Annotated in this window: 9 protein-coding genes and 1 pseudogene; 9 read left to right on the top strand and 1 reads right to left on the bottom strand. The window is 69.9% G+C overall.

Annotated features, from left to right (window positions below; translation table 11 throughout):
• Nucleotides 1-12: 12 nt before the first annotated feature.
• The gene (locus ACY8FT_RS01585) at nt 13-1,515 is read right to left on the bottom strand and encodes an alkaline phosphatase PhoX (RefSeq protein ID WP_462417197.1); all 1,503 of its coding nucleotides are present in this window, start codon (nt 1,513-1,515) and stop codon (nt 13-15) included.
• A gap of 308 nt (nt 1,516-1,823) precedes the next feature.
• On the opposite strand from ACY8FT_RS01585, the gene ACY8FT_RS01580 reads away from it, so the two are divergent.
• The 9 genes and pseudogenes from ACY8FT_RS01580 (at nt 1,824) to ACY8FT_RS01540 (ending at nt 13,135) form a co-directional block, all read left to right on the top strand.
• Nucleotides 1,824-2,768, top strand: coding sequence for an ABC transporter ATP-binding protein (locus ACY8FT_RS01580; protein ID WP_462418375.1), 945 nt, complete (start codon nt 1,824-1,826; stop codon nt 2,766-2,768).
• Between the two features lies 1 nt (nt 2,769).
• Entirely contained in the window at nt 2,770-3,576 is an 807-nt protein-coding gene (locus tag ACY8FT_RS01575) for an ABC transporter permease (RefSeq protein WP_462417196.1), read from the top strand.
• A 221-nt stretch (nt 3,577-3,797) separates the two neighbouring features.
• A pseudogene (locus tag ACY8FT_RS01570) lies at nt 3,798-4,223 on the top strand (transposase); the annotation flags it as partial.
• Nucleotides 4,224-4,447: 224 nt separating this feature from the next.
• Nucleotides 4,448-8,341: a multifunctional oxoglutarate decarboxylase/oxoglutarate dehydrogenase thiamine pyrophosphate-binding subunit/dihydrolipoyllysine-residue succinyltransferase subunit gene (locus ACY8FT_RS01565; protein ID WP_462417195.1), complete on the top strand. Its 3,894-nt coding sequence runs from the start codon at nt 4,448-4,450 to the stop codon at nt 8,339-8,341.
• Nucleotides 8,342-8,346: 5 nt separating this feature from the next.
• The gene (locus ACY8FT_RS01560; RefSeq protein WP_462417194.1) at nt 8,347-9,507 is read left to right on the top strand and encodes a GNAT family N-acetyltransferase; all 1,161 of its coding nucleotides are present in this window, start codon (nt 8,347-8,349) and stop codon (nt 9,505-9,507) included.
• 81 nt (nt 9,508-9,588) lie between these two features.
• Nucleotides 9,589-10,263 (top strand): GDSL-type esterase/lipase family protein, encoded by a 675-nt coding sequence (locus ACY8FT_RS01555; protein ID WP_462417193.1) that lies wholly within the window; start codon nt 9,589-9,591, stop codon nt 10,261-10,263.
• A 25-nt stretch (nt 10,264-10,288) separates the two neighbouring features.
• On the top strand, nt 10,289-10,627 hold the full coding sequence (locus tag ACY8FT_RS01550; protein WP_462417192.1) for a S24/S26 family peptidase: 339 nt from the start codon (nt 10,289-10,291) through the stop codon (nt 10,625-10,627).
• Between the two features lie 81 nt (nt 10,628-10,708).
• Entirely contained in the window at nt 10,709-11,089 is a 381-nt protein-coding gene (locus ACY8FT_RS01545) for a phosphomannose isomerase type II C-terminal cupin domain (protein ID WP_462417191.1), read from the top strand.
• A 147-nt stretch (nt 11,090-11,236) separates the two neighbouring features.
• Nucleotides 11,237-13,135 carry a polysaccharide biosynthesis protein gene (locus tag ACY8FT_RS01540; RefSeq protein WP_462417190.1) on the top strand — a complete coding sequence of 633 codons (1,899 nt, stop codon included), beginning with the start codon at nt 11,237-11,239 and terminating at the stop codon, nt 13,133-13,135.
• The last annotated feature ends 67 nt before the right edge of the window (nt 13,136-13,202 follow it).

Below are 13,202 nucleotides of genomic sequence, written 5' to 3'. Positions count from 1 at the left end.
GCCCTCTCGACGTCAGCCGAACAGACCCGACACGCGACGCTGGGCGTCACCGAAGGCCGATCCACCGGAGACGCCGGTGTCGACGATCGGACCGTCACCGCCCCACGGCCCGGTGATCGCGAACGTGCGCCCGGGCTCGCCCTGGATGTTGGCGAACAGCGTGGTACCGGCGGCATTGAAGCAGGGACCGGCCCACTCGCTGTCGTCCAGGAGGTTCTGCGCCAGCTTGTAGGCCTCCCCCTCCTCGGTCACACCGAGCAGGTGGGACAGGCCCTCGCCGTCCTCGGCCAGGACGAGCCCGCCGTGGGGTGACACGGTGATGTTGTCCGGACCGTCGACGCCGCCCTTCTCCGGGTCGGGGTTGACGCCGAAGATCGTGGTCAGCGTGATGGTCTGCTCGTGCGGGTCCAGGAACCAGACCTGCCCGTCGTGCTCATGGATCGAGCCCTCGTCCTGACGCCCGTAGCTGGCCACGAAGTACGCACCGCCGTCGCCCCACCACTGCCCCTCGAGCTTGCGGGCGCGGGTCACCTGGTCGTTCTCGAACTGCTCGCGCACCGACACCTCACGGGCGTCCCGGTCGGGCACCTCCACCCACTCGACGGTGTAGGTGGTGCCGGCACGCGTGGCCAGAGACAGGTCGGTCACGTGCTCACCGCCGTCGGTCGTGGCCACCATCGCCTCCAGCGTGCCGACCTCGACCTCACCGCCCTCGGCGAGTACGTGCAGGGCGCCGACGCCCTGGCGGTAGCCCGCCGGCGGCGTCCAGCGGTAGTAGAGGCCGTTCGGCTCGTCGGCGTCCTCGGTGAGGTAGATGTGACCGCTGTCCGGGTCCACCGCGGCCGCCTCGTGGGCGAACCGACCCAGGAACTTCAGCGGGAGGTTCGCCTTGCCACGATTGGCCTCGGCACTGGTCGGGTCGACCTCGAAGACGTAGCCGTGGTCCTTCTCGAAGGTGTACGTCACACCGTCGTCCTCGTGGGTGCCGGCGCGCTCCTCGGTCTCCTCACAGGTCAGCCACGTGCCCCACGGGGTCACGCCACCGGCGCAGTTGTCGACCGTCCCGGCCAGCGAGGTGTAGTGCGCGAGCACCCGGTTGTCGGCGTCGACGACGAGGGTGGAGGTGCCGCCCTTGGCGCTCGCGTCGTACACGAGGCCGTCGGAGTGCGGCACGCCGCGAGGGACGTCCCCACCGACCTCGTGGTTGCACACGATGACCGAGCCGCCGTCCTCCCCGGGAAAGCAGCCCATGGCGTCCTGGTCACCCGCGACGTAGTAACCGTCCTCGGTGGTTGTGTCGGACTCGGCAAGAACGGTGTACGAGAAGCCCTCCGGCAGGGCCAGCAGCGGCCCGGCGGGGCGCAGCGGGCCGTAGCCGGCCGCCGCACGCGTGGTCTGGACCGCGTGCGTGTGTGAGGCGAAGGGAGTGGAGCTGCCGGCGATGACGAGGCCGAGGGCCGCGGAGCCGAGGAAGGTACGACGGTCGACGGAGTGGGAGGACGGGTTCGTGGGCATGGCTCTCCTGGGTCAGGAACGGGCAGGTCGGGAACGAACGCTTGTGAAGTTAGCGGTTCCCGGCCCCCGTGTCTGCGCTCGCGACGGGCTCCTCGGACGGGCGCCACCCTCCTCCCCTCCCTGGGGGGGTGACGCATGTCATGCGTTGCCATCCCGTCGGGTCACGGGCCTCCGCCCCCGGTAGATGATGTGATGGCTGGCGTACCAGAAACCACTGGGCCCGAGGCCGATGCGGTACCGGGCCCCGAACACCAGGAGGTGACGTGAGCACAGCCCTGCGCCCTGACGGGCCAGCACCTGATCGCTCAGTGCACGGCGACACCCGCCGTGGGGACCCGAGCCGAGGCGCACGGGTCGAGGTGCAGAGCCTCTCCAAGCACTACGGCAGCTTCCGCGCCGTCGACGACTTGAACTTCACGGTCGAGCCGGGGCGGGTGACGGGCTTCCTCGGGCCGAACGGGTCCGGCAAGACCACGACCCTGCGCATGCTGCTGGGCCTCATCCGGATCACCGCGGGCACCGCCACCATCAACAGCCGGGCGTACCGGGACATCCCCCAGCCCCTGCACACCGTCGGCGCTGCCCTTGAGGCCACGAACTTCCACCCTGGACGCAGCGGCCGCGACCACCTCCGCGTCATCGCGGCGACGCACGGGATCCCGGACAGAAGGGTGGACGAACTGCTCGACCTCGTCGGTATCCCCGCCGCCGCGCGCAAGAAGGCCGGCGGCTACTCCATGGGCATGCGACAGCGTCTGGGGCTCGCCACGGCGCTGTTGGGCGACCCGCAGCTGCTCGTGCTGGACGAGCCGGCCAACGGCCTGGACCCGCAGGGTATCCGGTGGCTCCGGACCTTCCTGCGGCACCTGGCCCACGATGAGGGGAAGACGATCCTCGTCAGCTCGCACATGCTCAGCGAGGTCCAGCAGACCGTCGACGACATCGTGATCATCGCCAACGGCCGCAGGATCGCCGCCGGCACGATGCAGGAGCTGCAGGGCTCTTCCGGCACCCGGGTCACCACCCTCGACGCCGAGGCCCTGGCCCGCGTGCTAACCGAGAGGGGCGCCCGCACCACGATTCTCAGCCCGTCCGCAGTCGAGGTCGACTCCGACGACACTGTCCTCATCGGAGACACGGCCCTTGCCGCCGGCCAGCCCATCTACGGCCTCATCAGCACGGCCTCCGACCTCGAGGAGATGTTCGTGCGCCTGACGGACCAGCACGGAAACCGCAACCAGGAGGCGAACTGACATGGGTGTCCTGACCTCTGAGATGCGCAAGATCTTCACCACCAAGATGTGGTGGGGCATGTCACTGGCCATCTTCGTCATCAGCGCCCTGTTCGCGCTGCTGATCGGCTACTTCACCGCCTCCACAGCCGTCACCTTCGACACGCAGGGCAACGAGATCCCCCTGGACGACCTGGAAGTGGCACGCAGCGTGTACACGGGTCCGGTGACCTTCGCGTACATCATCGCCCTTGTCGGCGGAGCTCTCCTGGTGGGCACCGAGGCCCGCTACCGGACGCTCACCAGCACCTTCCTGGCCGTGCCGCGCCGCACACAGGTCATGGGTGCCAAGCTCCTGAGCATCGCGGTCCTCGGCCTGCTCTTCGGACTGGCTTTCGTGCTCGGCTCCATCGCCGGCGGCGCCTGGCCGATGATGGCGCACGACTTCCCACTGTTCCCCGAGCTCGACGAGCTCCTCAAGACACTCGGGGCCGGCGTCGTCGTGGTCATGCTGTGGTGCCTGCTAGGCGTCGGACTGGGCATCCTGGTGCCGAACCCGCTGTGGGCCACCATCATCGGCGTCACCTTCGCGCTCATCATCGAGCCCATCCTCTCCCAGGTCATCATGGCGGGGGCCGGCAAGTTCTCGTGGCTCGAGGACGTCGCCAAGTTCTTCCCCTCCATGGCCACCAGTGCCATCACTGACCTGGGCCAGACCATCGGGATCGGCCTCCTCCCGTGGTGGGGAGGCGTCCTGGTGATGGCCGCCTACGGCCTGGGCGCCGCCCTGCTGGGGATGCTGGTGACTATGCGGCGCGACGTCATCTGAACCGTATTAGGGGTCTACTTGCCCCCTCCTGCGTGCCCGTCGAACCTCCGGGTCCGGCGGGCACGCCTGCACCGATTGACCCCCCCTTGAGTACGAGACCATCATGAACCCAGCCGTGGGACTCGCGGCCTGACACCACTGTCACCTAATCGTGCAGCAGTCCCGCCCGATCTAAGAGCGCGTTCAAGACCTGAGTCGCCGCCCGCCCGAAGACCTGGCGCGACGGCGTCGACCTGCTCACCGACAAGCAGAAGGCCCGGCTGGAGGCTGTGCTCGCCGGCGACGAGCACATCGAGGTCGAGGCGACCTGGGGCATCTACCAGCGCATGGTCACTGCCTACCACCACCCCGGCCGCTCCCGGGGCCGGACTCTCATGACCGCGGTGATCGACTCCCTGGCACGCGGTGTCCCGGCGGCGCTGAGCGAACGCGTCACGCTTGGACGGACCCTCACCAAGCGCGCCGCCGACGTGTTGACGTTCCTCGACCTTCCCGCCACCAGCAACGGCCCCACCGAGGCCATCAACGGCCGCCTCGAACACCTACGCGGCTCCGCCCTGGGCTTCCGCGACCTCACCCACCACATCGCCCGAGCACTCCTGGACGCCGGCGGCTTCCAGCCACGACTACACCCTCAGTTCGGATGAGCTGCTCCTCCCTCCTGCGCACCCCTCGGTCCCGGCTCCGCCGGGCATGGTGTGCCCGGCCACACACGGACCGAGGCGGGGGCGCGCCGAGGTCGTATCCCGCCCTGCGCGACCCCGGGGTGCACGCATTAGGCTTGCCCTAGCAGTGCCGGATCAGGCTGCCCGCTCCCGGGTGGACCGCCGGCGTTCGTGACCTCGAGTGCAGGGAAGAAGGCGCATCCACCGTGGCCCAGAACCACTCCTCCGACGCCCAGGCCACCTTTGGGGCCAACGACTGGCTGGTGGAGGACAAGTACGAGCAGTGGCGTGAGGATCCGAGCTCGGTGGGGACCGAGTGGCAGGAGCTCTTCGCCACCTGGACCCCGGACGGCGAGGAGAGCGCACCCGCCGCCAGCACCCCGGCCGCCAAGACCCCCAAGAGCGGTGGCCGCGACTCCGAGGCCGCCGAGAAGGCCAAGAGCAAGGCCTCCGCCAAGGACGCCGAGAAGGCGAAGGGCGACAAGGAGGGCAAGGCCGCGGGCAAGAGCTCCGAGTCGACCCCGCAGAAGAAGGAGAAGGCCGAGAAGTCGGCCGACGACGCGGGCACCGACCGCAAGCGCAAGGCCGCCAAGGCCGAGAAGGTCGTCCCCTCGCAGAAGCGGTCCACCGTCCTGCGCGAGGACACCGCGCCGTCCGAGGGCCAGATCCCGCCCCGCCGTCGCCCGCTGAGCCGCGACATGCCCGGCCCCCGCGACGTGCAGGCCGAGCCCGAGGCGAAGACCCAGAAGATCAAGGGCACCGCGGCCGCCATCGTGAAGGCGATGGACGCCTCCCTCGAGGTGCCGACCGCAACCTCCGTGCGCGGCGTGCCGGCCAAGGCGCTGATCGACAACCGCATCGTCATCAACGGCCATCTCGCCCGCAACCGCGGCGGCAAGATCAGCTTCACGCACCTCATCGGCTACGCCCTGGTCAAGGCCGTGCGTGCCATGCCGGACATGAACTTCGTCTACGGCACCGACGAGAAGGGCAAGCCCACGGTCACCGACCCGGGAGCCCTGCACCTCGGCATCGCCATCGACATGAAGAAGCCGGACGGCAGCCGCACCCTGCTCGTGCCGAGCATCAAGAACGCCGACCAGATGGACTTCACCCAGTTCTGGTACGCCTACGACGCTCTGGTCGCCAAGGCCCGCGACAACAAGCTGGACGTCTCGGACCTCACCGGCACGACCATGTCGCTGACCAACCCCGGCGGCATCGGCACCAACCACTCGGTGCCGCGCCTGATGGGCGGCCAGTCGGCCATCATCGGCGTGGGCGCGCTGGACTACCCGGCCGAGTTCCAGGGCATGTCCATCGAGCGCATCGCCAAGGACGCCGTCAGCAAGATCCTCACGCTGACCTCCACCTACGACCACCGCGTCATCCAGGGCGCGGCCTCCGGTGAGTTCCTCAAGCTGGTGCACGGCTACCTGCTGGGCGAGGACGGCTTCTACGACGAGATCTTCCAGTCGCTGCGCATCCCCTACGAGCCTGTGCGCTGGACCCCGGACATCGCCGCGGTCCACGAGAACGACCTCTCCAAGGACGCCCGCGTCCAGGCCCTCATCCAGGCCTACCGGGAGCGCGGTCACCTGATGGCCGACACCGACCCGCTGGAGTACCAGCTGCGTCGCCACCCCGACCTGGACATCAACAGCCACGGTCTGACGCTGTGGGACCTGGACCGCGAGTTCGCCACCAACGGGTTCGGCGGCGCCGAGCGTCTGCCGCTGCGCGACATCCTCGGCATCCTCCGCGACTCCTACTGCCGCACCATCGGTGTCGAGTACATGTACATCTCCGACCCGATGCAGCGTCGCTGGATGCAGGAGCAGATCGAGCAGCCGTTCGAGAAGCCCAGCCGCGAGGAGCAACTGAACCTGCTCGGTCGCCTCAACGCGGCCGAGGCCTTCGAGACCTTCCTGCAGACCAAGTTCGTCGGGCAGAAGCGCTTCAGCCTCGAGGGCGGCGAGTCGGTCATCGCGATGCTGGACATCATCCTCCGCGAGGCCGCATCTGAGGGTCTGTCCGAGGTCTGCATCGGCATGCCGCACCGCGGGCGCCTCAACGTGCTGGCCAACATCGCGGGCAAGTCCTACGGCCAGATCTTCCGTGAGTTCGAGGGCGAGTCCCGCTCGGCCCACGGCTCCGGCGACGTCAAGTACCACCTGGGCACCTCGGACACGTTCACCGACGACGAGGGCAACGAGGTGGGTGTCTACCTGGCTGCCAACCCGTCCCACCTGGAGGCCGTGAACCCGGTGCTCGAGGGCATCGCGCGTGCCAAGCAGGACCGCCTGGCCGAGCAGGACGGCGAGTACCCCGTGCTGCCGATCCTGCTGCACGGCGACGCGGCGTTCGCTGGCCAGGGCGTCGTGGCCGAGACGCTGCAGATGAGCCGACTGTCCGGGTACAAGACCGGCGGCACCATCCACATCGTGGTGAACAACCAGGTCGGCTTCACGACCTCCCCGCTGGAGGGCCGCACCTCCCGGTACTCGACCGACGTCGCCAAGATGATCGAGGCGCCGGTCTTCCACGTGAACGGTGACGACCCCGAGGCCTGCTCCCGGGTGGCCGAGCTCGCCTTCGCCTACCGCGAGGCCTTCCACAAGGACGTCGTGGTGGACATGGTCTGCTACCGCCGTCGCGGTCACAACGAGGGCGACGACCCGTCGATGACACAGCCGCAGATGTACAACCTGGTGAACAACAAGCGCTCGGTGCGCAAGATCTACCAGGACTCCCTGCTGGGGCGCGGCGACATCGACGAGGACGACGCCAAGGCGATGCTGCAGGACTACCAGCAGAAGCTCGAGTCGGTCTTCACCGAGACCAAGCAGGCCCTCAAGGAGAACGAGGCCCAGGCCGGGTCCGGCGGCTCGGACGTCGAGCCCGTCGAGCACGGCTGGGACGCCGACTCGGTGGACACCAGCCTGTCCCCGGAGCTCCTGGAGAAGCTGGGGTCGGTGTTCTCCGACGTCCCCGAGGGCTTCAGCGTGCACCCCAAGCTCGAGAAGCTGCTCCAGAGGCGCACCTCAATGGCCTCCGAGGGCGGCATCGACTGGGGCATGGGCGAACTGCTGGCCTTCGGCGCGACGCTTGCCGGCGGTCGCGACGTGCGCATGAGCGGCCAGGACAGCCGTCGCGGCACTTTCACCCAGCGCCACGCGATCATGGTGGACAACGTGACCGCCGACGAGTGGACCCCGCTGCGCCACATCAGCGAGGACCAGGGCCGGTTCGACATCTACGACTCGCTGCTCAGCGAGTACGCGGTGCTCGGCTTCGAGTACGGCTACGCGGTGGAGGACACCGAGGCCCTGGTGCTCTGGGAGGCCCAGTTCGGTGACTTCGTCGACGGGGCGCAGACCGTCATCGACGAGTTCCTTGCCTCCTCCGAGCAGAAGTGGAACCAGCGCTCCCGCGTGGTGCTGCTGCTGCCCCACGGCTACGAGGGCCAGGGACCGGACCACTCCTCCGCCCGCATCGAGCGCTTCCTGACGCTCTTCGCGGAGCAGAACATGACCGTGGCCTACCCCTCCACCCCGGCCAACCACTTCCACCTGCTGCGCAAGCAGGCCGAGAGCGAGCCCGGCCGTCCGCTGGTGGTGTTCACCCCCAAGCAGCTCCTGCGCCTCAAGGCCGCGGTGAGCTCCGTGGAGGACTTCACCGAGGGCAGCTTCCAGCCGGTCATCCCCGACCCGGAGCAGCCCGAGGCGAAGAAGGTGAAGCGGGTGCTGGTCTGCTCCAGCCGCGTCTACTACGACCTGGCCGCCGAGCGCGACAAGCGGGACGCCCAGGACGTCGCGATCGTCCGGGTGGAGCAGCTCGCCCCGCTCCCCGGCAAGGAGATCGCCGAGGCGCTGGCCGCCTACCCGGACGCCGAGCTGGTGTGGGTGCAGGACGAGCCCCGCAACCAGGGCGCCTGGCCGTTCATGGCCGTCAACCTGCCGGAGGCACTGGCCGAGCACGGTGAGGAGCGCACCCTGCGCCCCGTCACCCGTCCCGCGTCGGCCTCCCCCGCGACCGGCGTGGGCTCCAAGCACAAGGCCGAGCAGGCCGAGCTGATCCGCGCCGCCTTCGAGGACTGAGTCCGATGGAGAACTTCCGCAAGCGGTACCACGGCGAGCTCGCGATGGCGCTGGACATCACCAGCGACGTCACGGCCGGTGAGGACCAGCTGCCCGAGGGGTGGCACCTGCGCAAGCCGGTGGCCGCCGAGACGCCTGCCATGACGCGCCTGTACGCGGCACACCAGGAGTCGGTCCTGGGCAAGGCCTCCACCGCGTGGATCGACGTGGACGACCGGGTGCTGGGCCGCGGGGCCGAGTTCCGGTTCCACCGCACCGCCCAGGACGCGGACGGTGAGGTGCGCGGCTGGGTGAACGTCCACGACCGCGCCGTGCACCGCATCATGATCGACGTCGTCCTCGACCCGGCCCTGGTGGCCGGTGAGATCGACGGTGTGGAGGCGACCCGCGTCTGGCACGCCTTGTACGCCTGGGGCCGTGAGGCCGCCACCCGGATCGGGCTGCGGCGGGGGGTCTCCGAGACGGTGCTGGACGCCAGCCCGTACGAGGCGGACACGTTCACGCACGAGCGGCTGACGGAGGCCGGCTTCCACCACGCCCGCACCTGGTGGCAGATGCGGCGGCCGGTGGACCCGTCCGAGGCCGCCCCGGAGACGCTGGGCCCGCCCAAGGAGGGGCTGACCATCCGCATGGTCGACCAGAACACCTCCGGGCGCCTCCCCGACGAGGAGGACCTGCGCGCGGTGCACCGTGCACTGGAGGACTCCTTCCGGGACCACTTCGACAGCCAGCCCGAGCCCTTTCTGGAGTTCGTGAGCCGCATGCGCGAGGACCGTGCCCACCGGTGGGACCACTGGTGGCTCGCGGAGCTGGCGGAGGACGGCACCACGGCCGGCGCCGTCATCGCCGCGGCGATCCTGGACGACGGCGAGCTCGAGGAGCAGCTGCGGCGGGCCGAGGAGGGCCTCCAGCAGGCCGTCCCGGAGGCCGTCGGCACGTACATCGAGTACATCGGTGTCACCCGTGCCGCGCGCGGGCGCGGGGCGGCCAAGGGCCTGCTCCACGCGGTCATCCGCGACGCCGCCGAGCGCGGCCGCCAGTACGTCGACCTCGAGGTGGACGCGGACTCCCCCACCGGGGCCAACGAGATCTACTCGGCGATGGGCTGGCGCACCAAGTACGTGAGCCAGACCTGGCACCAGAGCATCCCGGTGCCGCAGGACTGAGGCACGTCGACAGCACACCCCGGCGCAGGTGATGATGTGCGCCGGACCGGAGACACCCACCCACGACCCCAAGGAGCCGGCGTGACCGACATCCGCCCCACCTATCCGAGCGACAGCACCCGTCCCACCTTCGACACCAAGCAGCAGTTCACGGTGAGCGAGGGGCAGCGGCGCATCGGGCTGTGCTTCGTGGGCGACGGTGCGGTCTCCGGGTACGGGGACGACCGCGCGCTCGGCTGGGTGGGCCGCGTCATGGCCCGCACGCCGCTGGAGCACGTCGACCTGGCCGCCTACAACCTCGGCGTCCTGGGGGCCACTTCGGCCCACCTCCTGAGCCGCTGGCGCACCGAGTGCGACCCGCGCTGGGGCAACCGCAACGAGCGCCGTCTGGTAATCGGTGTGGGCGGGGGCGACCCCGAGGCCGCGCTGACCACCGCGCGCTCGCGCCTCAACGTCGCCAACATGCTCGACGACGCGGCCACCCACGGCATCGCCACCTTCGTGGTGAGCCCCACCCCGGTGGTCGACCCGGTGGCGAACGAGAAGCTGCAGGCCATCGTGGAGGCCCAGGCGGACGTCTGCGCCCGCCGCGGCGTGCCCTTCGTCGACTGTTTCACCCCGCTGCTCGGCCACGAGCAGTGGGAGGCCGAGATGCTGTCCGGTGACGGTCGCAACCCCGGGCGCACCGGGTACGGTCTGATGGCCTGGCTGGTGCTGAACGGGGGCTGGCACCGCTGGATGCGTCTCGGCGAGTGATCCCGCGCGTGCGCTCCGTCCACCGGTGAGGATCGGCATCGCCCGGGTGTCGGGCCGATCGATGGAACCCACCGTCCACGACGGTGACCGCCTCCTCGTGGTGCACGGGCTCCCGGTACGACGCGGCCGGCTGGTGGTCGCGCAGCTGCCCGACGGCCCGACCGGACCCCGCCCGCTGGGGGTCAAGCGGGTGTCGCACCGACAGGTCGTCGGCTCCGAGGTGCGGTGGTGGGTCACCAGCGACAATCCCCGTGCCGGAACGGATTCCCGGGTCTTCGGTGCCCTCCCCCCGGATGCCGTGGTCGCCGTCGTGGTGTGCAGACTGCCCCGGCGGACGTCATGCCCTCGTCGGACATCGCCCTGATCGACCGCGGGCTACGCTGAACGCCCGCCCGCCCCCGGGTCCGTCGGTCGGACGGCACCCCCGAGCAGCAGGAGCAGACACGTGCAGCAGATCAGCGAGATCCGGCGCGACCCCCGCACCGAGGTGGTCGAGGACAGCCGCCCGTGGGGCCGGTTCGAGCAGTTCACCCACAACGAGCCGACCACCGTCAAGCTGATCACCGTGCGTCCCGACCAGCGCCTGTCCCTGCAGGTGCACGACCACCGGGACGAGCTCTGGGTGGTCACCCGCGGACCAGTCACGGCACAGATCGGTGACGAGCTCACGACAGTGGAGCTCGGTGGGCGCGTGTGGATCCCGCGCGGGACGACCCACCGGCTCGGCAACCCGGGGCCGCAGGACGCGCAGGTGCTGGAGGTGGCGTTCGGCACGTTCGACGAGGCGGACATCACGCGCCTGGAGGACGACTACTCGCGCGATTGAGCAGATTTCTGCGCCGACAGGAAGTCGGGATGTGACGCACCTCGCACCCGGGTCCACGACGGGCGGACGCTGCTCTGGGCAGTCCGATCGACCGTGGGTTAAGCTCGGAGGGTCCCGTCCCTTGTGACCCCCACCGAGAGGTTTGTCGTGCCCAGTGAAGCGCGCCCGGATCCGGCCACGCGCGACCGTCAGGTCCGCATCATGTGGGCGGGCATCGACGCCCTGATGTGGTTCGTCGCCGTCTGGGCGGCGGCTGCCCTGCGTTTCGACTTCGGCGTCGTCCAGACCGTCACCTGGGGCACTTTCGGAATGGCCAGCGTGGCTGCCGTCCTGCACGTCGCCCTCGGCTTCCTGCTCGGCCCGTACGCGGTCGGACACCAGCGGGGATCCTTCGAGGAAGTCGTCGACCTCGCCCGGGTCGTCGTGCTGACGATGCTCCCGCTGTTCGTGCTCGAGCTGCTTGTACCCGGCGTGGTGATCCCGCGCAGTGTGCCACTGATCGCCGGTCCCCTGGCGCTGGCGGGCATGTTGGCCCTGCGGCTCGTGCTCCGGAGCCGTCACACCAAGCAGGCCGCGGAGGCCGATCGCGAACACCGGGCCCTCATCTTCGGCGCGGGCTCGGCGGGACGCCAGCTCGTGCGCTCGATCATCGAGGACCCGAACGCTGCCTACGAGCCGGTCGCGTTCCTCGACGACGCCCCGAGCAAGTCCCGGTTGCGCATCGACGGGGTCCGTGTTCGTGGTACCCGGCAGGACATGAAGGAGCTGGCGGAGAAGCACGACGCCTCGCACCTGATCATCGCCCTGCCGAACGCGGACTCCGAGCTCCTGCGCGAGCTCACCGAGCTGGGCGACAAGGCCGGACTGCGCACCATGGTGCTGCCCCCGATCGTGTCCATCGCCGACGGACGCCCGCGCGTCTCCGACCTGCGTGACATCAACCTGGCCGACCTGCTGGGGCGCCGTCCCATCGAGCTGGACCAGGCCGCCATCTCCGAGGAGCTGTCCGGTCGCGTCGTGCTGGTGACCGGCGCCGGTGGCTCCATCGGCTCAGAGCTCGCCCGCCAGATCTCCAAGTTCAACCCCTCCAAGCTCCTGCTCCTGGAGCGCGACGAGTCCTCGCTGCAGGCCACCTCCATGAGCCTGCGCGGCCACGGCCTGCTCAACTCGGACGACCTCGTGCTGGCCGACATCCGCGACCTGGACGGCCTGCGCGCGGTGTTCACCAAGCACCACCCCGAGGTGGTCTTCCACGCCGCGGCGCTCAAGCACCTGCCGCTGCTGGAGGCCTACCCGCACGAGGCCTGGCTGACCAACGTGATGGGCACCCACAACGTGCTCACCGCGGCCGCCGAGTCCGGCGTGCAGACCTTCGTGAACGTCTCCACCGACAAGGCCGCCAACCCCACCAGCGTGCTGGGCTACTCCAAGCGACTGGCCGAGCGCATCACCAGCGACTTCGGCGAGAAGGAGCCGGGTCGCTACGTCTCGGTGCGCTTCGGCAACGTCCTCGGCTCCCGCGGCTCGGTTATCCCGGCCTTCACCGCCCAGATCCGCAACGGCGGTCCGGTGACCGTGACCCACCCGGACGTCGAGCGCTACTTCATGCTCATCCCCGAGGCCTGCCAGCTGGTCATGCAGGCGGCCGCCATCGGGCACGACGGCGAGGTCTGCGTGCTGGACATGGGCACCCCGGTCAAGATCGTCGACGTCGCCAAGCGCCTGATCGCGATGTCCGGCAAGCGGGACGTGGAGATCACCTACACCGGCCTGCGCCCCGGCGAGAAGATGAGCGAGGAGCTCTTCAAGCCCGGTGACGACGCCCGGGTGACCGGCCACGAGCTGGTCTCGGCCGTCGACGTGCCGCTGCTGGACCGCGACGAGGTCGCGGCCCGGCACTTCTCCAGCCACGAGGAGTCCCGCGAGTACATGGACCACGAGGCCACCTACGACCTGGAGCAGCACCGACAGGACGACACCCAGGCGAACGCGACGCTGACCGGCTCCGCCGCGGACGCCGACTCCGGGGCCAGCGCCCTGGACTGAGCACCGCCGCCCAGCGCCCGCGAGGCCGCGACCCCCGAGTGTCGCGACCTCGCGGCGCACCGCCTAG

Source organism: Kytococcus sp. Marseille-QA3725 (assembly GCF_054950055.1).
This window is presented reverse-complemented; position numbering and strand designations above follow the sequence as displayed.